The organism is Pseudomonas sp. BMW13, from assembly GCF_013357275.1.
In the GTDB taxonomy this organism is placed as follows: domain Bacteria; phylum Pseudomonadota; class Gammaproteobacteria; order Pseudomonadales; family Pseudomonadaceae; genus Aquipseudomonas; species Aquipseudomonas khazarica.
This window is the reverse complement of record NZ_SUKD01000027.1, coordinates 31176-51826: the sequence shown is the minus strand read 5'-3', so window position 1 is coordinate 51826 and position 20651 is coordinate 31176. Positions and strand designations below refer to the sequence as shown.

Genomic DNA, 20651 nt, shown 5'->3' with positions numbered 1-20651 from the left:
CGATACGACGTCCACTGTCGCCAGAAGTTGCACCAGCCAGGGCGCAACCTGCTCTCGCACTGGCGAGCGGGCCGCAGCGGGACCCGGCGCGACAGTGCGTGCCGAAGCCTTATAGCACGCGGCTGGTGAAACGACTGTGACCGACCAGCTCCAGCACCAGCTCGTCACCCTTGTTCAGCGCGCCGACGCCAACCGGCGTACCGGTCAGGATCACATCGCCCGGCTGCAGGGAGAAGTGCCCGGCCATGTGCTGGATCATCGACAGAATGGGGTTGAGCATGTCACGGCTGTTGCCGTCCTGACGGGTCTCGCCGTTGATCTCCAGGCGAATGCCGATGTCGGCCAGGTCCTCGATGGCGTCGCCCGGCACGAACGGCGCCAGCACGCAGGCACCGTCGAAGCTCTTGGCGATTTCCCAGGGGTAGCCTTTCTCCTTGAGCTTGGCCTGGACGTCACGCAGGGTCAGGTCCAATGCCGGGGCGAAACCGCTGATCGCATCGCGTACTTCCTCGGCATCCGGCTTCTTCGACAGAGGCTTGCCGATCAGCACGGCGATCTCCGCCTCATAGTGCACCGAACCACGTTCCTCGGGGATGCTGAAGCCATCGTCGAGAGGAACCACGCAGGAGCCCGGTTTGATGAACAGCAGCGGTTCGCTGGGTACCGGGTTGTTCAGCTCCCTGGCGTGCTCCGCGTAGTTGCGGCCAATGCAGACGACCTTGCCAAGGGGAAAGTGGACGGTGGTTCCGTCGACGTACTGGTGCTGATAGCTCATTGGGTTGCTCCGCAGCTACAAGCTGCAAGCCCCAAGCTACAAGTGAATCCGCGCCCTGCTTTTCTTGCGGCTTGCCGCTTGAGGCTTGCAGCTTTAGTTAAAGATTTTGCCGGGGTTCATGATCCCGTTGGGATCGAACACCGCCTTGATCGCCTTCATGCAGGCGATTTCCGCCTCGGAACGGCTGTACTGCAGGTAATCGCGCTTGGTCATGCCGACGCCGTGCTCGGCGCTGATCGAGCCGTTGTACTTCTCGACGATCTCGAACACCCACTTGTTGACCACCGCGCACCTGGCGAAGAAGTCTTCCTTGCCCAGCGCCTCGGGCTTGAGGATGTTCAGGTGCAGGTTGCCGTCGCCGATATGGCCGTACCAGAGCACGTCGAAGTCCGGGTAGTTGGCCGAGACGATGTCGTCGATGTCCCTGAGGAACGACGGCACCTGGCCGACCGTGACGGAGATGTCGTTCTTGTACGGTGTGAAGTGGCTGATGGTCTCGGAGATGTACTCGCGCAGCTTCCACAGGTTTTCCAGCTGCTGCTGGCTCTGGCTCATCACACCGTCGAGGACCCAGCCCTGCTCCACGCAATGCTCGAAGGTGGCCAGAGCCCCGTTGGCCACGTCCTCGTTGAGTGCCTCGAACTCCAGCAGGGCATAGAACGGCGTGCGGCTCTCGAACGGCGCCGGCACGTCACCACGGGCGAGGATCTTGTCCAGACACTTGTCGGAGAAGAACTCGAACGCGGTCAGGTCGAGCTTGCCCTGGAAGGCATGCAGCACCGGCATGATCGAGTCGAAGTCGGGTGTGCCGAGGACCATCGCGGTGAGGTTCTTCGGCGCGCGCTCCAGGCGCATGGTGGCTTCGACGACGAAGCCCAGGGTGCCCTCGGCGCCGATGAACAGCTGGCGCAAGTCGTATCCGGTGGCGTTCTTGATCAGGTCACGGTTGAGTTCGAGCAGCTCGCCGCTGCCGGTGACGACCTTCAGGCCGGCGACCCAGTTGCGCGTCATGCCGTAGCGAATCACCTTGATACCGCCGGCATTGGTGCCGATGTTGCCGCCAATCTGGCTGGAACCCGAGGAGGCGAAGTCCACCGGGTAGTACAGGCCCTGTTCCTCGGCGAACAGCTGCAATTGCTTGGTCACCACGCCCGGCTGGCAGACCACGGTGCGGTCGTACTCGTTGAATTCGACGATGCGGTTCATGTAGTCGAAGGACACCACCACTTCGCCATGGGCGGCCACGGCGGCGGCGGACAGGCCGGTACGGCCACCGGACGGGACCAGGGCAATCCTGTGCTGATTGGCCCAGCGCACGATGGCCTGGACCTGCTCGGTGGTCTTGGGAAACACGATGGCCGAAGGGGCTGGGGTGTACTGCTTGGTCCAGTCCTTGCCGTAGGTCTGCAGCGCATCGGCATCGGTCAGCACCTTGCCGGACTCGACCAGCGTCTTCAGTTCTTCGATCTGGGCCGCGGTAGTCATCACGTGAACTCGCAAAGGATTCATGGTCGCCCTGAGAACCATTCAGGTCGCAACCGAGCATTGAAAATGGCGAACATGCTAGCATACGTCCCCCGTGAATCGAGCGACGCAGCGATCCGCGGGCGTTGGCTGAGCCTCTCAGCCCTTCCCTGAAAACATCCCGTGGGACAACAGGTACTCCGATGAGCAAGACCTCTCTCGACAAGAGCAAGATCAAGTTCCTTCTTCTCGAAGGCGTTCACCAGAACGCCGTGGACACGTTGAAGGCCGCCGGCTACACCAACATCGAGTACCTCAAGACGGCCCTGTCGGGTGAGGAGCTGAAAGAGAAGATCGCCGACGCCCACTTCATCGGGATCCGTTCACGCACCCAGCTGACCGCCGAGGTCTTCGACTGTGCGAAGAAACTGGTCGCCGTCGGCTGCTTCTGCATCGGCACCAACCAGGTCGACCTGGACGCGGCCCGCGAGCGCGGTATCGCCGTGTTCAACGCCCCCTATTCCAACACCCGCTCGGTCGCCGAACTGGTGCTGGCCGAGGCCATCCTGCTGCTGCGCGGCATCCCCGAGAAGAATGCCTCCTGCCATCGCGGTGGCTGGATCAAGTCGGCGGCCAACTCCTTCGAAATCCGTGGCAAGAAGCTGGGGATCGTCGGCTACGGCTCCATCGGCACCCAGCTCTCGGTCCTCGCCGAGGCACTGGGCATGCAGGTGTTCTTCTACGACACCGTGACCAAGCTGCCGCTGGGCAACGCCACGCAGATCGGCGATCTGTACGAGCTGCTGGGCCTGTGCGACATCGTCTCGCTGCACGTGCCGGAACTGCCTTCCACCCAGTGGATGATCGGCGAGAAGGAAATCCGCGCCATGAAGAAGGGCGGCATCCTGATCAACGCGGCACGCGGCACCGTGGTCGAGCTGGACCATCTGGCCAATGCCATCAAGGACGAGCACCTGATCGGCGCCGCCATCGACGTGTTCCCGGTCGAGCCCAAGTCCAACGACGAGGAGTTCGCCAGCCCGCTGCGTGGCCTGGACCGCGTGATCCTGACCCCGCACATCGGTGGTTCCACCGCCGAGGCGCAGGCCAACATCGGCCTGGAAGTCGCCGAGAAGCTGGTCAAGTACAGCGACAACGGCACCTCGGTGTCCTCGGTCAACTTCCCTGAAGTGGCCCTGCCGGCACACCCGGGCAAGCACCGCCTGCTGCACATCCACGAGAACGTCCCTGGCGTGATGAGCGAAATCAACAAGGTGTTCGCCGACAACGGCATCAACATCTCCGGCCAGTTCCTGCAGACCAACGAGAAGGTCGGCTACGTGGTGATCGACGTCGACGCCGAGTACTCCGACCTGGCGCTGGAAAAACTGCAGCACGTCAACGGCACCATCCGCAGCCGCGTACTGTTCTAAGCACGCCGCAGCCAGCAAGAAGGGAGGCCTCGGCCTCCCTTTTTCATTGCGCGCACGCCACGCCGGCCCGGGCTAGCGGGACGCCTCCAGCCGCACCAGCTCGGCCCTCGCCTCGTCCAGCTGCGTTTCATTGAATACCTTCACCCCGGCGCGCTTCAGCAAGGCCGCCGTGACGCCTTCCCCCGCCACCCGCACGCCGCTGAAGCTGCCGTCATAGTTCTCCAGGTTGCCGCACGACGGGCTCCGCGCCTTGAGCAGGGCCAGGCGGATGCCATGCTCACGCACCAGCGCCAGCGCCTGCTCGGCCCCGTCGACGAACGCGGCGGTGACATCCTCGCCCTCGACGGTCAGCACCGCCAGCTCACCGTCCAGTACCGCACCGCCACGACCGCCACGGATTTCCGCCGCTGCGCGCGGGGTTGGCAGACCACCCGCCACCTCCGGACACAACGCCACGACCCGCCCCTCGCCCAGCCATCGCTGCAACTGATCGAAGGGGCCATGGGCACCTCCGTCATAGCGCACGCGATGCCCGAGCAGGCAGCGACTGACCAGGATCTTCTGCATCGACTCTCTCCTTTGCTGCCACCAGAGTAACCAGCAGTAACACCCTTGTCAGCCCACGCCGAGGCGTCTGGCAAACTGCCTGCACGCTGCTGCCCACAGGACGTACGGGCCTATCCTTCGGCGGGAAACGGCGCTCGCCCATGGCGCGGCAGGCGGCGCCACACCAGACTTGCGCGGCCAACCAGGGAGGTTCCCGTTCATGTCCATCGCACTTCGTACGCTTGTCCTGCCGCTGCTGTGTCACGCGGCACTGTTTGCCCCTTTCGCCCAGGCCGACCTGCGCGCACTGGAGGACGAGAGCCTGAGCCAGATCAGCGGCCAGGCCGGCATCACCATCCGCCTCGACCTGATGGCGCGCATCGACGAAGTACGCTGGCAGGACGACGGCGGCAGCCTGTCGCTGCGCAACGTGAAGATTGACAACGGCTGCCTCACCCCTGTCGATTGCGACGGCTACCTCCTCGGCCCGGCCCAGCTTGGCGCCAGCATTCCGGCCCTGGGCATCGAGGTGCCGACCCTGGAAGTGGATGTGGTCAAGGGCAGCGGCGGCCAGAGCCAGCTGCAGCTGAAGCTGCCCAACCTGACCGCGATCAACCAGCAACTCGGCCCGCTGGGCAAACTGGTGATCCGCGCCCGCGTGGCCAGCGACCTGTACATCGGCGACAACAGCATCGGCAACGTCGCCGTGCGCGACCTGCGCGACATCAACGGCACCATCAAGGTCTGGGGACACTGAACGCCCCGGCAAGCCGCTGCGCCCCGCCAGGGGACCCGCCTGGCGGCCCGTCGACTCAGAGCACGTCCGTGCTGCGGCGCCTGAACCAGCCGGTCAGCGACAGGCGTTCACGGCTGGCCGGCAGCACCTCATGGGGCATGTCACCGGACAGGAACAGCGCCAGGGTGCCAGCCTGCGGCATGACGTCATGCTCACGGCCGTCATGCAGGTACAGGCGCAGCGCGCCACCCTGCTCGACCTGCCAGTCGTCATTGAGGTAGAACGCCGCCGACACCGTGCGCCGATCGTCGTCACGGAAGCGGTCGAGATGGCGCAGGTAGAAAGCCCCCGGTTCATAACAGGCGAAGTGGCACTCGAAGTCCTCGAGCCCGAGGAACAACTCCCGGTTGAGGGTCAGGCGCAGCTCGTCCATCAGTTGCAGATACTGGTCGCACGCGGCGCTCTGCCCCGGCTCCAGCCACTGGATGCGATCCCCGCGGATGCCTTCCTGCACCTGCTGGGCGTCACCACGACCGACGCTGGCAGCACTCAGCTCACCACGGCGCTCACGCTTACGGCACTCTGCGGCCAGTTCGCGGGTCAGAACCTCAGGGGCGAAAAGCTCCCGCAACGACCAGCCCTGGCTGGCGAGGTCGTCGATGAGGTTGGCAAAGCGGTCTTGCAGGTCGATGTCGTTCATGGCGGCGATTGTACAGCGCCGGATGGCCCGCCAGACATAGCTCGACAAGCCTCCGCCAGCCACCGAAAATAGCCGGCCGCAGGGCCATGCAGCCGGCCAGGATAGTTTGCCAAGGAGTTTCTCGATGCGCGTTTTGTTTGCCCTGTTGCTGATCGGCCTGGCTCTGCCGGCCCTGGCCGATGAACATCTGCGCCTGTACCAGGCCGCCGGCTGGCCGCAACAGCGTGAGCACTTCAACCAGGCCCTCGATGCCGCCCAGCAACGCTACCGCAGCACCCTGCCGCCAGCGGTCTATCAGGCGCTGGTGGACAACAGCAACCGCCGCTTCGCCGCCACCGCCATCGATCAGCGCGCCCAGCATGCCCTGCGCATGGAGCTGGCCGACCCGCAACCGGCGCTGACCTTCTTCCAGGGCGAACTGGGGCGCAAGATCGTCGCCGCCGAACAACTGGCCACGCGCAGCGATCAGCTGGCCAAGTACGCCAACGGCCTGCCGCGCACCGAGGCCGACGCCACCCGCCGCCTGCTGATCCGCCACCTGGCCCAGGCACTGCCGGCCAAGGAAGCCGGAGCCGAGGTCAGCCTGGCGCTCGCCGGCGTGGCGGCCGACAGTCTCAGCCAGATGATCCCCGGCCTGCTCGGCGGCGCTCAGGCGCAAGGCCTGCTCAACGGCCAGCGGGAACGGCTGATGGGGCAGATCGAGCAGGACCTGGACAACACCCTGCTGCACGTCTATCGCGACCTGAGCGATCCCGAACTGGAGCAGTTCGTCGAATTCGCCCAGTCGGCAGCGGGCAAGGCCTACTACCAGGCCGCCCTCAAGGCCCTGCGCGCCGGCCTTGCCGTGGGCATGAGCAGCGCCGACCTGGAGCCGGCGCCACAGGGCATCTAGGCCAGGCGCTCGCGGAGAAAGTCGAAGTAGCGTTTCCGCAACGCCTCGCTCTCGTTGGCCAGGTGATGACGCGCTTCGGGCAGGCGCAGGATGCTCGGCTGCTGGAACTTGTCCTGCAGAATCCCGAGGTTGTAGTGCCAGTCCACCGTCATGTCCTGCTCGCCCTGCACGATCAGCGGGCTGTGCTGGCTGCGCCCGGCCGCCTCGATGCGCGGCACCCACTGGGTGAGCGCGCCGACCCAGGAGGTCGGCAGGCTGCGCGGCTGCAAGGGGTCGAGGTTGTGCACGAAGTCGATGAAGGTCGCGTCGCTGGAGTTATCGCTGAAGCGCCGCGGAATCTCGCGTACGAACGGGCTGAGCAGACGGTAGCTGAGCTTCGACCAGCCCCAGGCACGCGGCCGCACCAGCGGCGCGAGCAGAATGCTCTGGCCCAGTTCCGGCCGCTTGCCGTCGGCCAACAGGTAATCCAGCGCAATCGCCCCACCCGTGCTCTGCCCACACAGGTGCCAGGGCTGCGGCAGGTCCAGTTCGGCGGCCTGCCCGAACAGGCCGGCGAGCACCTGCTGGTACTCGGCGAAGTCGCCGATGCTGGCCCGCGCCCCGCTGGACAGGCCATGACCGGGCAGGTCGCAGGCCAGCACGGCGAAATTCATGGCCAGCGCCCAATCGATCACATGGCGATAGAGCCCCATGTGGTCGTAGTAGCCATGCAACAGCAGCACGGTCGCACGCGGCTCGGCCGGTGCCCAGAGTTGCACGGCGATCTGATAGCCGGCGGCATTGAAGCTGCCGAGCCGGCTGTCCAGCCCGGCGTAGCGACCGCCCAGATCCAGGCCATAGAAGCTGCGGTAGGCCTGCAGCGCCGGCAGGTCCAGGCGCGCTGCGGCCAAGGGGCGCAGCAGGGGGCGCAGTTGTTCGGGTTGAAACGGCTCAGACATGAGGCTTTCCGTAAGTTGCAGGTTGCCAGGGGCGAACCCGTCGACATCTCCTCGAATGCTGCGATATTCAGCTGCCCGGCGCATCGTGGCAAGCTACACGCCCTTTTTTAGTCGCGATCCGCACCATGCCTCGCCTGTCACGCAAGAACCTGCTCGTCGCCCTGTTCGTCCTGGCCTGCCTGGTCGGCCTGCTGCTGGCCTATCGCTGGTTCGAGACCCGCTACCTGCGCACCTTCGATGAGCGCGCGGCGGTGTTCTCCGGCGCCGCACTGCAACTGCCCGCAGCGCTGTCCGGCCCTGGCGAGATTCGCCTGGTGCACTTCTGGGACCCGGCCTGCCCCTGCAACGTCGGCAACCAGCAGCACCTGGCCGAGCTGATCGAGCACTACGCCCCCAGAGGCGTACAGTTCCACGTGGTACAGAAGCCCGGCAGCCAGGGTCGCCTGCCCGCCGAACTGGCGGCGCTGCAACCGATCGACGAGATGCCAGGCAGCGCCGAGCTGCCCGCCAGCCCGGCGGTGGCGATCTGGGACCGCGAGGGCCAACTGGCCTACTTCGGCCCCTACAGCGAAGGGCTGGTGTGCAACTCCAGCAACAGCTTCATCGAGCCCATACTCGAAGCCCTGGAGGCCGGGCGCAAGGTCGGCGCCAGCAACACCCTGGCGGTCGGGTGCTTCTGCGAATGGGCCGAGGCAAACAAAGACTGACCCGCAGGCTGGGTTACGCCGCCACCAGAACGTCGACCGGCAAGCCCACCTTGCTTCAGCGCCCGTCATCAGCCTCGACCGCGTGGTGTGCCGCCCTGCCAGCGGCGGAAGGCCCGGTAGAACGGTGACAGTTCGGCGAAGCCGCAGGCCCGTGCGACCTCTCGCACGCTCAGGCCCTGATCCAGCAGGCGCAACGCACACAACCGCCGCACTTCATCGTGCAGCAGCCGAAAGCTGCTGCCCTGCTCGCTCAGCGCTCGCTGCAAGGCACTGCGGTTGCTGCCCAGGGCCTGCGCGCACGCCTGCAGCGTGCAGGTCGTGGCGCCGATATTGAGCTCCAGCCAGTAGCGCACCCGTGCCAGCAGCTGGTTCTCCACCAACCCGGCCAGTTGCTTCTCGGCTTCCTCGCTGAGCACCTCGAACAAGCGTGGGCTGGCGCTGCGCGACGGTCGCGCGAGCAGCGCACGGGGCAGGATCAGCGCATCGTGCACCTGCGCGAAGCGCGGTTCGACGCCGAGCAGGCGCCGATGCTCGCCCAGCCTGCGTGGCGCGCGGTGACGAAAGTCGACGCCGAGCAGCGGCAGTTCACCGCTGGCAGCGGCGAGCATCTTCATCAGCAACACCGCCAGGCATTCCATCTGCTGACGCAACGAGCCGACCTCGCGGTAGTTGAGGTCGATCACCAGGCGCACCTGCTCGCCCTCCTCCTCCAGCCGCGCGGCGAAACCACCGGAGAGGATGTGCTGGAAACGCACGAAGGCCTGCAGCCCCTGGCGCAGATCACGGGCGGCCAGGAGCAGGTAGCCGACCACGTCCATCGGCCGTGGCTGCATCATTTCCCCCAGGTGCAGGCCAATGTCGGCATCGCCGGTGATACCCTCCAGCGCCTGCCAGAAGCGCGGCGCGTTGTCGTGGTCCTCACGCGCTTCCAGCAGCGGCGCGGCCAGGGCCACACCGGCATATGCCTGCCGATAGGTGTGGGTCGGGTCGAGCCCGAGTGCCGTCAGGGCCTCGTAGAGCAGGCGGCGCAACGTCGACGAATGGGTCAGGGCGACGAACTCGTGGGTGGCCATGCTGGCTCCTCGGCATGAATTGACCATAGACTTTCACCACTGCAGCATCTGGTCAATGCTGTCGCCACGGCTTCTGCGCAGAATGCAGCCCGACGCATCTCCCATAACAACAAGGACCGCTCGATGAAACGCTCCCTGACCGCCCTTGCCCTGCTCGTTGCCGCCGCAGCGGGCGGCCTGACCTGGTACCTGCACGACAAGCAACCGCAGCGCGATGGCGAGCTGGTGCTCAGCGAGCTGCACGCCCCGGTCACGGTCAACTACGACGAACTGGGCGTCCCGCACATCCGTGCCGAGAACGAGGCCGACCTGTATCGCGCCCTGGGCTACGTGCACGCCCAGGACCGCCTGTTCCAGATGGAGCTGCTGCGGCGTCTGGCCCGTGGCGAACTGGCCGAAGTGCTGGGCGAGAAGCTTGTGCCTACCGACCGCCTGTTCCGCACCCTGGAGCTGGGTCGCCACGCCGATACCTATGCCACCCGCCTGGATGCCGACAGCCCGTCCGTGCAGGCCCTGCAGAACTACCTCGATGGCATCAACCAGTACCAGGCCAGCCGCCCGCTACCGGTGGAATTCGACCTGCTGGGCATCGAGCCGCGCCCCTTCACCGTCGCCGACACCCTGAGCGTCGCCGGCTACATGGCCTACAGCTTCGCCGCTGCGCTGCGTACCGAGCCCCTGATGAGCCACGTGCGCGACAGCCTGGGCGCGGATTACCTCAAGGTCTTCGATCTCGACTGGCACCCGGACGGTGTAGTCGGCAGCGCCCTGAGCGCCGGCGACTGGAAGGACCTCTCCGCTCTCGCCCAGCTCAGCGACACGGCCCTGGCCGACAGTGGCCTGCCGCAGTTCGAAGGCAGCAACGCCTGGGCCGTGTCCGGCAGCCGCACCGCCAGCGGCAAACCCCTGCTGGCCGGCGATCCGCACATTCGCTTCTCGCTCCCGGCGGTGTGGTACGAGGCGCATCTGCAGGCGCCCGGCTACGAACTCTACGGTTACCACCACGCGCTGATCCCCAGTGCCATGCTCGGCCACAACCGGGACTTCGCCTGGAGCCTGACCATGTTCCAGAACGACGACCTCGACCTGATCGCCGAGCGCGTCAACCCGGACAACCCCAACCAGGTCTGGTACCAGGGCCGCTGGGTCGACCTGGAGCAGCGCACGGAGACCATTCAGGTCAAGAATGCTGCGCCCGTGCAGCTCACCCTGCGCCGCTCGCCGCACGGACCGATCATCAACGACGCCCTGGGCCAGACCAGCGGCAGTACGCCAATCGCCATGTGGTGGGCCTTCCTGGAGACCGACAACCCGATCCTCGACGCCTTCTACCAGTTGAACCGTGCCAATACCCTGGACAAGGCCCGCGCCGCCGCCGAGAAGATCGAAGCGCCCGGCCTCAACGTGGTCTGGGCCAATGCCGCCGGTGACATCGGCTGGTGGGCGGCCGCCAAGCTGCCGCTGCGCCCGGCCGGGGTCAACCCGACCTTCATTCTCGACGGTGCCAGCGCCGAGGCGGACAAGCTCGGCTACCACCCCTTCAGCGCCAACCCGCAGGAAGAGAACCCGGCACGCGGCTACATCGTCTCGGCCAACTACCAGCCGGTGCCGGCCAGCGGCATCGAGATTCCCGGCTACTACAACCTGCCCGACCGTGGCCAGCGCCTCAATCAGCGCCTGAGCGACGCCTCGGTGAAGTGGGACCTGCACAACAGCCAGGCCCTGCAGCTCGATACCGGCACCGACTACCCCATGCGCGTGCTGACGCCGATCCTCGACGAGCTGCGCGCCGCCACCCAGGGCGAGCAGGAGCAGGCCATGGTGCAGGCCCTCGCCGACTGGAACGGTGAACATCCGCTGGACTCGGTGAGCGCCACCCTGTTCAACCAGCTGCTCTATCAGTTGGCTCACGAGGCCATGGCCGATGAGCTGGGCGACGCCTTCTTCGACAGCCTGCTGCAAAGCCGCGTGCTCGACGTCGCCCTGCCGCGCCTGACCGCCGATGCGACGTCGCCCTGGTGGCATCGCCAGGGTGGCAGCGGCGAGGAAACCCGTGCGCAGATCGTCGCCGACGCCTGGCGCGCCAGCCTGGCACATCTGCGCGAGCAGTTCGGTGATGATCCTGCCGCCTGGCAATGGGGACGCGCCCATACCCTGACCCACACGCACCCGCTGGGCCAGCAGCAGCCACTGGCCTGGCTGCTGAATGCCGGCCCGTATGCCGCCCCGGGCAGCCACGAGGTGCCGAACAACCTCTCGCACAAGATCGGTCCGGCCCCCTGGCAGGTGGTCTACGGCCCCTCGACCCGCCGCCTGGTCGACCTGGCCGATGCCAGCACGGCACTCGGCAGCAACCCCGTGGGCCAGAGCGGCGTGCCGTTCGACCCGCACTACGCCGACCAGGCCGCCGGCCATGTACTGGGCATCTACCGTCCGCAGCACCTGAGCGAAGCGGACGTGACGGCCAACAGCCAGGGCACGCTCAGGCTGCTGCCCCGCTGAGCACCACCCGGCCTGCGCCTGCTGCGTCGCAACGACCAGCCTTCATCCGCGCAGCCGGGCCTGTCCCACTCACAGCGTGGTGCGCCGCCGGTGCATCACGCTGCACGCTGGTGCACAGCACCCGCAAAGACCGCCCTTCTGCGCTCCCCACTGCGCCGCAAACCCCAGGAAACAAGGGCTTCACGCCCATGTAAGAAAACTGGCACACGCCCTGCATAGGCTAAGGCAATCCAGGTTTTGGGGGCCTTGGTACAGGCAGGCCGGGGAATCCCCTTCTTTATTCGACGCGGACGCCGCGTCACCGCAGTACGCCGCCGCTCATCCACGGGCACGGCGTCACCCGTTTCGGGGACCTTGGTACAGGCAGGCCGGGGAATCCCCTCTTTATTCGACGCGAACGCCGCGTCATGGCAGTCCGCCGCCGCTCATCCATGGGCACGGCGTTACCCGTTTCGGGGACCTTGGTACAGGCAGGCCGGGGAATCCCCTTCTTTATCTGGGACGCAGCGCCAGCTGCACGCGCCAGCGTCCATCCTCCTGCGCACCGCGCCACTCCCCGTCCAGCGGACGGGGCGACACCAGTACCAGCAGCAGGTCCCGCCCGTCGCGCTCCACCCGCCAGTTCACCAAGCCCAGCGGCAAGCTCAGGCGCCCCTCGCGGACACGTCCGTAGGCATCCTCGAAGCGATACCTCAGCGCACCGTCGGCGTGCTCGGCCAGCGCCTGCGGCTCGCGGTTGAACCAGAGCTGCACCCCCTGCTCCCAGGGCTCGACCTGCTCGATACGCAAGCGGGGCGGGTCGAACGCGCGGCCGATCATGCTGCCGACGAGAAAGGCGATGAGCATCACCGAGGCCATGAAACGCCAGCGCAAACGCGGCCGTGGATCCTCAGGCGGCGTAGAATGGCGCTCATCCCAGTGCTCGGAGTGCTGCATGTTCCACGTCATCCTCTTTCAACCGGAAATCCCGCCCAATACCGGCAACATTATCAGGCTGTGCGCCAACAGCGGCTGTCGGTTGCACCTGATCGAACCACTGGGTTTCGAGCTGGACGACAAGCGCCTGCGTCGCGCCGGGCTGGATTACCACGAATATGCCACGCTCGAACGCCACGCCGATCTGCAGAGCTGCCTGGACAGCATCGGTCAGCCGCGCGTGTTCGCCTTCACCACCAAGGGCTCGCAGCCGTTCCACGAGGTCGCCTACCAGCCCGGCGACGCCTTCCTGTTCGGCCCGGAAAGCCGGGGCCTGCCGGAAGAGATACGCAACGCACTGCCGGTGGAGCGACGCGTGCGCCTGCCGATGCGCGCCGGCTGCCGCAGCCTGAACCTGTCCAACACCGTGGCGGTGACCGTCTACGAGGCCTGGCGCCAGAACGGCTTCGCCGACAGCGAATGAAGCGGATAAAGAAAAAGCGCCCCTGAGGGCGCTTTTTTCATCCGAGCCGCTCGCCTCAGTGGGCAGTGGTCTCGGCCTGGCCTTCCTGCTGCATGCGCTGCAGTTCCTGGGCGTACAGGGCATCGAAGTTGACCGGAGAGAGCATCAGTGCCGGGAACGAACCACGGGTCACCAGGCTGTCCAGCGCTTCACGAGCGTAAGGGAACAGGATGTTCGGGCAGAAGGCGCCGAGGGTGTGGCTCATGGACGCGGCGTCCAGGCCCTTGATCAGGAAGATGCCGGCCTGCTGCACTTCGGCGATGAAGGCCACTTCTTCACCGTTCTTGACGGTCACCGACAGGGTCAGCACCACTTCGTGGAAGTCACCTTCCAGGGCCTTCTGGCGCGTGTTCAGGTCCAGACCGACGCTCGGCGTCCACTCCTGGCGGAAGATTTCCGGGCTCTTCGGCGCTTCGAAGGACAGATCCTTGACGTAGATACGCTGCAGAGAGAATTGCGGGTTTTGCGACTCGGCAGCGGCGGCGCCGCTGTTGGCTTGCTCGGTCATGGCGTTTGCCTTCCTTAACGTTGCGGTTTCAAGCGGGGCTCTGCAGCAGGGCGTCGAGCTTGCCGGCGCGCTCCAGGGCATAGAGATCGTCACAGCCACCGACATGGGTGCTGCCGATCCAGATTTGCGGCACCGAGGTGCGTCCGGCCTTGCGGGTCATCTCCGCGCGCACGGCCGGCTGGCCGTCGACACGAATCTCGTCGAAATCCACCCCTTTGCTGGCCAGCAGTTGCTTGGCCCGCATGCAGTAGGGGCACCAGTCGCTGGAGTAGATGACCACCGTGCTCATGTCACTTCACCAGCGGCAGGTTGTCGGCGCGCCAGGTCGCGATGCCGCCGGACAGCTTGGCAGCGGTGTAGCCGGCCTTCTGCAGCTCGCGGGCGATGGTGCCGGCGTGCTGGCCAGCGGCGTCGACGACGACGATGGTCCTGGACTTGTGTTTTTCCAGCTCGGCGATGCGTGCAGTCACCTTGTCGTAGGGGATGTGCAGCGCGTCGACGATATGCCCGGCGGAGAATTCCTTCTGGCCCCGCACATCGAGCACCACGCCCTTGTCGGAGTTGACCAGCGCGGTCAGCTCGCGGCTCGACAGGCTCTGGCCGCCCTTGCGCATCTCGGTGACGATCAGCAGCACCAGCAGAACGGCGAACAATCCACTCAGTACATAGTGGTTAATGATGAATTCAATCAGGTTGGCGAACATCTGTAGGGCCCAGGACGGTAAAATGCCGGCCAGTATACACAGCCCCACAGGTCGGCCAAACCCCGTCCGGCAGTGACGCGCCAGGCGCTTGGCCGTAGAATGCCCGGCTTTGTTTCCCGTCCATCGACCCAGAGCGAGCCAGCTTAATGAGCGCCACGCCCAAACCCTTGGTTCTGATCATCCTCGACGGCTTCGGTCACAGCGACAACCCCGAGTACAACGCTATCCACGCCGCCAACACGCCGGTCTACGATCGCCTGCGCGCCACCTTCCCGCACGGCCTGATCTCGGGCAGCGGCATGGACGTCGGTCTGCCGGATGGGCAGATGGGCAACTCCGAGGTCGGCCACATGAACCTCGGCGCCGGGCGCGTGGTGTATCAGGACTTCACCCGCGTGACCAAGGCCATCCGTGACGGCGAGTTCTTCGACAACGCCACGATCAACCAGGCCGTGGACAAGGCCGTGGCCGCCGGCAAGGCCGTGCACATCCTCGGCCTGCTCTCCGATGGTGGCGTGCACAGCCATCAGGATCACATCGTCGCCATGGCCGAACTGGCCGCCAAGCGTGGCGCCGAGAAGATCTACCTGCACGCGTTCCTCGACGGTCGCGACACCCCGCCGAAGAGCGCGCAGCCGTCCATCGAGCTGCTCGACGCCGCCTTCGCCCGCCTCGGCAAGGGCCGTATCGCCAGCCTCACGGGCCGCTACTTCGCCATGGACCGCGACAACCGCTGGGACCGCGTGGAGCAGGCCTACAACCTGATCGTCGACGGTGCCGGCCAGTTCAACGCCGCCGATGCCGTGGCAGGCCTGCAAGCCGCCTACGCACGGGGCGAGAGCGATGAGTTCGTCAAGGCCACCACCATCGGCGACGCGGTACAGGTCGAAGACGGCGACGCCGTGGTGTTCATGAACTTCCGCGCCGACCGCGCACGCGAGCTGACCCGCGCCTTCGTCGAGCCCGGCTTCAAGGAATTCGAGCGCAAGCGCGCGCCACAGGTCGGTTTCGTCATGCTCACCCAGTACGCGGCGAGCATCCCGGCACCTGCGGCATTCGCGCCGGAAGCACTGACCAACGTGCTCGGCGAGTACCTGGCGAAGAACGGCAAGACCCAGCTGCGCATCGCCGAAACCGAGAAATACGCCCACGTCACCTTCTTCTTCTCCGGCGGCCGTGAAGAGCCGTTCGAGGGCGAAGAGCGCATCCTCATTCCCTCTCCGGACGTCGCCACCTACGACCTCAAGCCGGAAATGAGCGCGCCGGAAGTGACCGACAGGATCGTCGACGCCATCGAGAACCAGCGCTTCGACGTGATCATCGTCAACTACGCCAATGGCGACATGGTCGGCCATACCGGCGTGTTCGAGGCTGCGGTCAAGGCCGTGGAGACCCTGGACAGCTGCGTCGGCCGCATTGCCGAAGCGCTGGAGAAGGTCGGCGGCGAAGCGCTGATCACCGCCGACCACGGCAACGTCGAGCAGATGGAAGACGAGTGCACCGGCCAGGCGCACACGGCCCACACCTGCGAACCCGTGCCGTTCATCTACGTCGGCAAGCGCCCCGCGCGCATCCGCGAAGGCGGCGTGCTGGCTGACGTGGCGCCCACCCTGCTGAAGCTGATGGGCCTCGAGCAGCCGGCGGAGATGACCGGCAAGAGCATCGTCGAACTCGACTAGCACGCAGGTCGCGGGCCGCTGCACGTCACGCTCGTCGGCCAGGCGCAGACTGCGTGAAGCGGCGCTGATCGACAGAAAACAAGAAACGCCCCGCGCCATGAGGCCTGGGGCGTTTTTTTTGCCCGGCGGCGCGGGCATACTAGGCCTCAGCCTCAATCCACCTTCCGGTGCCGCCCCGCCCATGCTTCGCATTCTTGCCCTGATCCTGCTCAGCAGCCTGATCGCACCCGCCTTCGCCGATCAGCGCGCCGATACCCAGCGCCAGCTGGAAGCCGCGCGCCAGGATGTCGCCGAACTGAAGAAGATGCTGGAAAAACTGCAGCAGGAGAAATCCGGCGTCCAGCAGCAGCTGAAGAAGACCGAGACGGAGATGGGCGATCTGGAAAGCCAGGTCAAGGACCTGCAGCACGAGCTCAAGGACAGCGAGCAGGAAATCCAGCGCCTGGATCAGGAGAAAAAAAAACTCCAGAGCGCGCGCACTGAACAGCAGCGACTGATCGCCATCCAGGCGCGGGCCGCCTACCAGAGCGGGCGCCAGGAGTACGTCAAGCTGCTGCTCAACCAGCAGAACCCGGAAAAGTTCTCGCGCACCCTGACCTATTACGACTACCTCAGTCACGCCCGCCTCGAACAGCTCTCGGCATTCAACGAGACCCTGCGCCAGCTGGCCAACGTCGAACAGGAAATCGCCAGCCACCAGGCTCAGCTGCAGACGCAGAAAGCCGGCCTGGATGAGCGCCACGCCAAGCTCGCCGACGTGCGCAAGCAGCGCCAGCAGGCGCTGGCCAAGCTCAACAGCGAGTTCGCCAACCGCGACCAGCGACTCAAGGCCCGCCAGCAGGAGCAGGCAGAGCTTGGCCGCGTGCTCAAGACCATCGAGGAAACCCTGGCGCGCCAGGCCCGCGAAGCGGAAGAGGCACGCAAGCGCGCCCTGGTCGCTCAGCAGGCCCGACCGAACAGCTCCGCCAGCGGCCCCGTGGTCACGTCCGGCGCCACCTACGGCGGCCCCTTTTCCAGCGCTCGCGGCAAACTGCCATGGCCCGTCGATGGCCGTTTGGTAGCACGCTACGGAACCCCACGCGGCGGCGACGCTCGTACTAAGTGGGACGGCGTGCTGATCGGTGCACCCGCCGGCAGCCAGGTGCGTGCCGTGCATGGTGGCCGCGTGGTGTTCGCCGACTGGTTGCGTGGCGCCGGCCTGTTGGTCATTCTCGATCACGGCAATGGTTATCTGAGCCTGTACGGCCATAATCAGAGCCTGCTCAGGAATGCGGGGGACGTGGTCAAGGCCGGCGACCCCATCGCCACCGTTGGCAAGAGCGGTGGCCAGGAAACATCGGCGCTGTACTTCGCCATTCGCCAGAACGGTCGCCCGAGTGATCCGGCACAGTGGTGCCGCGCGCAGGGATAAGCGCTTCATCCATTTAGGAGTTGTCTTAATGTCTCATCGCTTTCGCCCCACCTGCCTGGCCCTGGCCCTTGGGCTGCTGCTCGGCGCTCCAGCCCTGCAGGCTGCCGAGCCTGCCCCCGCGCCGGCAGCGGCGGCGAGCAGCAAGGCGCCCCTGCCCCTGGATGAGCTGCGCACCTTCGCCGAGGTGATGGACCGCATCAAGGCCGCCTACGTCGAGCCGGTCAGCGACAAGACGCTGCTGGAGAACGCCATCAAGGGCATGCTCAGCAACCTCGACCCGCACTCGGCCTACCTCGAGCCCGAGGCATTCGCCGAGCTGCAGGAAAGCACCAGCGGCGAATTCGGCGGCCTGGGCATCGAGGTCGGCATGGAGGACGGCTTCGTCAAGGTGGTCTCGCCCATCGACGACACCCCGGCGTCCAAGGCCGGCATCGAGGCCGGCGACCTGATCGTCAAGATCGACGGCCAGCCGACCAAGGGCCTGTCGATGATGGAAGCGGTAGAGAAGATGCGCGGCAAGGCCGGCAGCAAGATCGAGCTGACCCTGGTACGCGACGGCGGCCGGCCGTTCGAGCTGACCCTGACCCGCGCCGTGATCAAGGTACGCAGCGTGAAGAGCCAGATGCTCGAGGACGGCTACGGCTACCTGCGCATCTCGCAGTTCCAGGTCAACACCGGCGAGGAAGTCGGCAAGGCCCTGAACAAGCTGCGCAAGGAAAACGGCAACAAGAAGCTGCGCGGCCTGGTCATGGACCTGCGCAACAACCCCGGCGGCGTGCTGCAGGCGGCCGTGGAAGTGGCCGACCACTTCCTCAAGAGCGGGCTGATCGTCTACACCGAGGGCCGCCTGGCCAACTCCGAACTGCGCTTCAACGCCGATCCGGCCGATGCCAGCGAGGGCGTGCCGCTGGTGGTGCTGATCAACGGCGGCAGCGCCTCGGCATCGGAAATCGTCGCCGGCGCCCTGCAGGACCACAAGCGCGCCGTGCTGATGGGCACCGACAGCTTCGGCAAGGGCTCGGTACAGACGGTGCTGCCGCTGAACAACGATCGCGCGCTGAAGCTCACCACCGCGCTGTACTTCACCCCGAACGGCCGCTCGATCCAGGCTCAGGGCATCATCCCGGACATCGAGGTGGCACGCGCCAAGCTCACCCGCGAGCAGGACAACGAAGGCGTCAAGGAAGCCGACCTGCAAGGCCACCTGGGCAACGGCAACGGTGGCGCGGACCGCCCGAGCCGGGGCGCACAGGCCGCACGCACGGACCGCCCGCAGGATCAGGACTACCAGCTGAGCCAGGCACTCAACCTGCTCAAGGGGCTGAGCGTCACCCGCGGCGACTGAAGCGGGTCGTGATGCAAGAACGCCGCAGTTTCTCGCGAAACTGCGGCGTTTTCATTGGTGCCGGAAACAGCGACCGTCAGGCGCAGGTAGCGGGCGGTGCGAACGACCGCCCGAGCCGGCCGGCTTACAGATAGCTGTTGGTGATATCGTCGATGAAGCCTTCGTTGCGCAGTTCGTCGAGCGCCTTCTGCAAGCGTTCGATGACCTCGTCGGGCGTGTCCTTGTTCAGGGCCAGGTACAGCTCGGCATCGTTGAAGCGCAGCACGGTGTTGAGGCCGCTGACATCTTCCTGCTTGGCCAGGTAGCGGCCTACCGGATCGGTGGTGGCCCACAGGTCGATCTGCCCGCGCACCAGCTTCTTCACGTTCTCCTGATCACGCAGGGCGTTGATCGGCTGCAGGCCCTGGCTCTCCAGGTGCTGGCTGACCGCATCGTTCTTGTACGCGCCGACGCGGTACTTGGCGGCATCCTTGAGGCTCGACACCTTGATGTCGTTACCCGGCGCGGCGAGCAGTACCCAGCCGGTCTTGGCGATCGGGCCGACCCACTTGAACAGCGGCTGACGCTCGGCCGTGTAGGTGGTGGAGAACAGGCCGTAGTTGGGCTTGTCCAGGGTCAGGCGGTAGAGGCGGTCCCAGGGGAAGCGCAGCGTCAGGGTGTACTCGATGCCGGCGCGCTTGAACATCTCGCGCACGATGTCGGCGCTGATGCCGTCGATGCCATCGTCACGGGCGAAGTTCTTGTCGTCCACCGCCATGTTGAAGGGCGGGAAATTCTCGGTCAGCAGCACCACCTTGTAATCCTGCGGGAGTTCCGCGTGCACGGAACCGCAAGCGAGAAACAGGGCGACAAACAGGCTTTTCTTCAGAGTTTTCAGCATAAGACGTACCGCTCGCATGATTTTTGGTTATGGCTAGCGGCATCCTTGCATGGGACCGAGCCCGGTCATTGGCACTCAGTGGCTCTGCCATCCATGGCGAGCGCCCGGCTCGTGGCCGGACGCATGTTCGGTACTTACAGGTAACTGTTGAGAATGTCGTCGACGAAGCCTTCGGCGCGCATCTGATCCAGCGCAGCCTGCAGCTTGCTGACGATCTCGTCGGGGATATCCTTGTTCAGCGCCAGATACAGCTCGGCACTGTCGAAACGCAGGACAGTCCTCAGGCCGGAGATACCTTCCTGCTTGGCCAGGTAGCGCCCGGCGGGATCACCCGTCGCCCAGAGGTCGATCTGCCCGGCCATCAGCTTGCGAGCATTTTCCTGGTCACGCAACGAGGTGCTGTGCTCGACGCCCTTCTCGGTCAGGTACTCGGAGATGGCATCGCCCTTGTACGCGCCGATGCGGTACTTCTTGGCCTGGTCCAGGCTGGTCAGGCTGATCGGGTTGTCGCCCTTGGCCAGCAGGACCCAATCGTCCGGGCCGATCGGCCCCACCCACTTGAACAGCTCCTCGCGCTCGGGCAGGCGGGCGGCGACGAACACACCGTAGCCCGGTTTTTCCAGCGCCAGGTTGTAGATCCGATCCCAGGGGAAGCGCAGCGTCAGGCTGTACTTGACGCCCGCACGCTTGAACATCTCCTTGATGATATCCACGGCGATACCGTCGATATTGTCTTCCTGGGCGAAGTTCTTGCCATTGATGGCCATGTTGTAGGGCGGGAAGTTCTCGGTCAGCAGAACCACGCTGTAGTCGGGGTCCACTTCGGCGCGCGCAGCGCCAGACAGCACCACAAGGGTGCCGGCCATTGCGATCAGCAGGCGTTTGAGCATGGCGTTTCTCTTTCTGTGAATAAGGCAGAC

21 protein-coding genes are annotated in these 20651 nt (G+C 65.7%); 9 read left to right on the top strand and 12 right to left on the bottom strand.

The genetic code is table 11. The features are described from left to right. Positions 1–109 precede the first annotated feature (109 nt). Together E4487_RS19660 and E4487_RS19655 are read right to left on the bottom strand one after the other, a co-directional pair. Entirely contained in the window at positions 110–775 is a 666-nt protein-coding gene (locus E4487_RS19660; protein ID WP_037055251.1) for a fumarylacetoacetate hydrolase family protein, read from the bottom strand. A gap of 93 nt (positions 776–868) precedes the next feature. Then, complete coding sequence (locus E4487_RS19655) at positions 869–2260, bottom strand: FAD-binding oxidoreductase (protein WP_047584785.1); 1392 nt, start codon at positions 2258–2260, stop codon at positions 869–871. 182 nt (positions 2261–2442) lie between these two features. On the opposite strand from E4487_RS19655, the gene serA reads away from it, so the two are divergent. After that, positions 2443–3672: a phosphoglycerate dehydrogenase gene (serA, locus tag E4487_RS19650; protein WP_037055255.1), complete on the top strand. Its 1230-nt coding sequence runs from the start codon at positions 2443–2445 to the stop codon at positions 3670–3672. A gap of 72 nt (positions 3673–3744) precedes the next feature. Here the strand turns inward: serA and E4487_RS19645 are convergent, their stop codons facing one another. Beyond that, positions 3745–4239 carry a DUF523 domain-containing protein gene (locus E4487_RS19645; RefSeq protein ID WP_175254170.1) on the bottom strand — a complete coding sequence of 165 codons (495 nt, stop codon included), beginning with the start codon at positions 4237–4239 and terminating at the stop codon, positions 3745–3747. A gap of 199 nt (positions 4240–4438) precedes the next feature. Between E4487_RS19645 and E4487_RS19640 the strand changes: the two genes are divergently transcribed. Next, positions 4439–4975, top strand: coding sequence for a DUF6160 family protein (locus tag E4487_RS19640; protein ID WP_175254169.1), 537 nt, complete (start codon positions 4439–4441; stop codon positions 4973–4975). 55 nt (positions 4976–5030) lie between these two features. On the opposite strand, the gene E4487_RS19635 is transcribed toward E4487_RS19640, so the two are convergent. Then, the gene (locus tag E4487_RS19635; RefSeq protein WP_047584779.1) at positions 5031–5654 is read right to left on the bottom strand and encodes a 2OG-Fe(II) oxygenase; all 624 of its coding nucleotides are present in this window, start codon (positions 5652–5654) and stop codon (positions 5031–5033) included. 124 nt (positions 5655–5778) lie between these two features. On the opposite strand from E4487_RS19635, the gene E4487_RS19630 reads away from it, so the two are divergent. Continuing rightward, a complete protein-coding gene (locus E4487_RS19630; protein WP_134676378.1) occupies positions 5779–6546 on the top strand; it encodes a hypothetical protein in 768 nt (255 codons plus the stop codon). Here the strand turns inward: E4487_RS19630 and E4487_RS19625 are convergent. After that, positions 6543–7484 (bottom strand): alpha/beta hydrolase, encoded by a 942-nt coding sequence (locus E4487_RS19625; protein ID WP_175254168.1) that lies wholly within the window; start codon positions 7482–7484, stop codon positions 6543–6545. The genes E4487_RS19630 and E4487_RS19625 overlap by 4 nt on opposite strands. A 125-nt stretch (positions 7485–7609) precedes the next feature. Here E4487_RS19625 and E4487_RS19620 point away from each other — a divergent pair, with 125 nt between their 5' ends. Beyond that, positions 7610–8191: a DUF6436 domain-containing protein gene (locus tag E4487_RS19620; RefSeq protein WP_037055269.1), complete on the top strand. Its 582-nt coding sequence runs from the start codon at positions 7610–7612 to the stop codon at positions 8189–8191. Between the two features lie 68 nt (positions 8192–8259). On the opposite strand, the gene E4487_RS19615 is transcribed toward E4487_RS19620, so the two are convergent. Further along, a complete protein-coding gene (locus E4487_RS19615; protein ID WP_150606936.1) occupies positions 8260–9264 on the bottom strand; it encodes an AraC family transcriptional regulator in 1005 nt (334 codons plus the stop codon). Positions 9265–9387: 123 nt separating this feature from the next. Between E4487_RS19615 and E4487_RS19610 the strand changes: the two genes are divergently transcribed. Beyond that, on the top strand, positions 9388–11766 hold the full coding sequence (locus E4487_RS19610) for a penicillin acylase family protein (RefSeq protein ID WP_175254167.1): 2379 nt from the start codon (positions 9388–9390) through the stop codon (positions 11764–11766). 492 nt (positions 11767–12258) lie between these two features. Here E4487_RS19610 and E4487_RS19605 read toward each other — a convergent pair whose 3' ends face one another. Beyond that, the gene (locus E4487_RS19605) at positions 12259–12702 is read right to left on the bottom strand and encodes a hypothetical protein (protein ID WP_047586524.1); all 444 of its coding nucleotides are present in this window, start codon (positions 12700–12702) and stop codon (positions 12259–12261) included. On the opposite strand from E4487_RS19605, the gene trmL reads away from it, so the two are divergent. Beyond that, complete coding sequence (trmL, locus tag E4487_RS19600; protein ID WP_037055279.1) at positions 12701–13165, top strand: tRNA (uridine(34)/cytosine(34)/5-carboxymethylaminomethyluridine(34)-2'-O)-methyltransferase TrmL; 465 nt, start codon at positions 12701–12703, stop codon at positions 13163–13165. The two genes, E4487_RS19605 and trmL, sit on opposite strands and share 2 nt — an antisense overlap. 55 nt (positions 13166–13220) lie before the next feature. Here the strand turns inward: trmL and secB are convergent, their stop codons facing one another. From secB to E4487_RS19585, 3 genes are read right to left on the bottom strand one after another with little or no spacing between them, the layout of a single operon-like run. Then, the gene (secB, locus tag E4487_RS19595) at positions 13221–13712 is read right to left on the bottom strand and encodes a protein-export chaperone SecB (RefSeq protein ID WP_037055281.1); all 492 of its coding nucleotides are present in this window, start codon (positions 13710–13712) and stop codon (positions 13221–13223) included. A gap of 28 nt (positions 13713–13740) precedes the next feature. Continuing rightward, positions 13741–14001, bottom strand: a complete 261-nt coding sequence (grxC, locus tag E4487_RS19590) for a glutaredoxin 3 (protein WP_037055283.1) — start codon at positions 13999–14001, stop codon at positions 13741–13743. A gap of 1 nt (position 14002) precedes the next feature. Further along, positions 14003–14416 carry a rhodanese-like domain-containing protein gene (locus E4487_RS19585; RefSeq protein WP_175254166.1) on the bottom strand — a complete coding sequence of 138 codons (414 nt, stop codon included), beginning with the start codon at positions 14414–14416 and terminating at the stop codon, positions 14003–14005. Between the two features lie 146 nt (positions 14417–14562). On the opposite strand from E4487_RS19585, the gene gpmI reads away from it, so the two are divergent. The 3 genes from gpmI (at position 14563) to E4487_RS19570 (ending at position 18851) form a co-directional block, all read left to right on the top strand. Further along, positions 14563–16095 (top strand): 2,3-bisphosphoglycerate-independent phosphoglycerate mutase, encoded by a 1533-nt coding sequence (gpmI, locus tag E4487_RS19580; RefSeq protein ID WP_150606940.1) that lies wholly within the window; start codon positions 14563–14565, stop codon positions 16093–16095. 181 nt (positions 16096–16276) lie between these two features. Beyond that, positions 16277–17506 carry a murein hydrolase activator EnvC gene (locus E4487_RS19575; protein ID WP_037055290.1) on the top strand — a complete coding sequence of 410 codons (1230 nt, stop codon included), beginning with the start codon at positions 16277–16279 and terminating at the stop codon, positions 17504–17506. Positions 17507–17534: 28 nt separating this feature from the next. After that, the gene (locus E4487_RS19570; protein ID WP_134676370.1) at positions 17535–18851 is read left to right on the top strand and encodes a S41 family peptidase; all 1317 of its coding nucleotides are present in this window, start codon (positions 17535–17537) and stop codon (positions 18849–18851) included. Between the two features lie 124 nt (positions 18852–18975). On the opposite strand, the gene E4487_RS19565 is transcribed toward E4487_RS19570, so the two are convergent. After that, positions 18976–19731, bottom strand: a complete 756-nt coding sequence (locus E4487_RS19565; protein ID WP_037055293.1) for an ABC transporter substrate-binding protein — start codon at positions 19729–19731, stop codon at positions 18976–18978. Between the two features lie 134 nt (positions 19732–19865). Further along, positions 19866–20621: an ABC transporter substrate-binding protein gene (locus tag E4487_RS19560; RefSeq protein WP_037055296.1), complete on the bottom strand. Its 756-nt coding sequence runs from the start codon at positions 20619–20621 to the stop codon at positions 19866–19868. Positions 20622–20651: the final 30 nt, after the last annotated feature.

What these genes read in the sequence shown, in the direction of transcription:
- secB (WP_037055281.1), bottom strand. Translation starts at nt 13,712, where the DNA reads ATGACCGAGCAAGCCAACAGCGGCGCCGCCGCTGCCGAGTCGCAAAAC.
- E4487_RS19645 (WP_175254170.1), bottom strand. Translation starts at nt 4,239, where the DNA reads ATGCAGAAGATCCTGGTCAGTCGCTGCCTGCTCGGGCATCGCGTGCGC.
- E4487_RS19660 (WP_037055251.1), bottom strand. Translation starts at nt 775, where the DNA reads ATGAGCTATCAGCACCAGTACGTCGACGGAACCACCGTCCACTTTCCC.
- E4487_RS19640 (WP_175254169.1), top strand. Translation starts at nt 4,439, where the DNA reads ATGTCCATCGCACTTCGTACGCTTGTCCTGCCGCTGCTGTGTCACGCG.
- gpmI (WP_150606940.1), top strand. Translation starts at nt 14,563, where the DNA reads ATGAGCGCCACGCCCAAACCCTTGGTTCTGATCATCCTCGACGGCTTC.
- serA (WP_037055255.1), top strand. Translation starts at nt 2,443, where the DNA reads ATGAGCAAGACCTCTCTCGACAAGAGCAAGATCAAGTTCCTTCTTCTC.
- E4487_RS19620 (WP_037055269.1), top strand. Translation starts at nt 7,610, where the DNA reads ATGCCTCGCCTGTCACGCAAGAACCTGCTCGTCGCCCTGTTCGTCCTG.
- E4487_RS19560 (WP_037055296.1), bottom strand. Translation starts at nt 20,621, where the DNA reads ATGCTCAAACGCCTGCTGATCGCAATGGCCGGCACCCTTGTGGTGCTG.
- grxC (WP_037055283.1), bottom strand. Translation starts at nt 14,001, where the DNA reads ATGAGCACGGTGGTCATCTACTCCAGCGACTGGTGCCCCTACTGCATG.
- trmL (WP_037055279.1), top strand. Translation starts at nt 12,701, where the DNA reads ATGTTCCACGTCATCCTCTTTCAACCGGAAATCCCGCCCAATACCGGC.
- E4487_RS19585 (WP_175254166.1), bottom strand. Translation starts at nt 14,416, where the DNA reads ATGTTCGCCAACCTGATTGAATTCATCATTAACCACTATGTACTGAGT.
- E4487_RS19610 (WP_175254167.1), top strand. Translation starts at nt 9,388, where the DNA reads ATGAAACGCTCCCTGACCGCCCTTGCCCTGCTCGTTGCCGCCGCAGCG.
- E4487_RS19605 (WP_047586524.1), bottom strand. Translation starts at nt 12,702, where the DNA reads ATGCAGCACTCCGAGCACTGGGATGAGCGCCATTCTACGCCGCCTGAG.
- E4487_RS19575 (WP_037055290.1), top strand. Translation starts at nt 16,277, where the DNA reads ATGCTTCGCATTCTTGCCCTGATCCTGCTCAGCAGCCTGATCGCACCC.
- E4487_RS19565 (WP_037055293.1), bottom strand. Translation starts at nt 19,731, where the DNA reads ATGCTGAAAACTCTGAAGAAAAGCCTGTTTGTCGCCCTGTTTCTCGCT.
- E4487_RS19630 (WP_134676378.1), top strand. Translation starts at nt 5,779, where the DNA reads ATGCGCGTTTTGTTTGCCCTGTTGCTGATCGGCCTGGCTCTGCCGGCC.
- E4487_RS19615 (WP_150606936.1), bottom strand. Translation starts at nt 9,264, where the DNA reads ATGGCCACCCACGAGTTCGTCGCCCTGACCCATTCGTCGACGTTGCGC.
- E4487_RS19635 (WP_047584779.1), bottom strand. Translation starts at nt 5,654, where the DNA reads ATGAACGACATCGACCTGCAAGACCGCTTTGCCAACCTCATCGACGAC.
- E4487_RS19625 (WP_175254168.1), bottom strand. Translation starts at nt 7,484, where the DNA reads ATGTCTGAGCCGTTTCAACCCGAACAACTGCGCCCCCTGCTGCGCCCC.
- E4487_RS19570 (WP_134676370.1), top strand. Translation starts at nt 17,535, where the DNA reads ATGTCTCATCGCTTTCGCCCCACCTGCCTGGCCCTGGCCCTTGGGCTG.
- E4487_RS19655 (WP_047584785.1), bottom strand. Translation starts at nt 2,260, where the DNA reads ATGACTACCGCGGCCCAGATCGAAGAACTGAAGACGCTGGTCGAGTCC.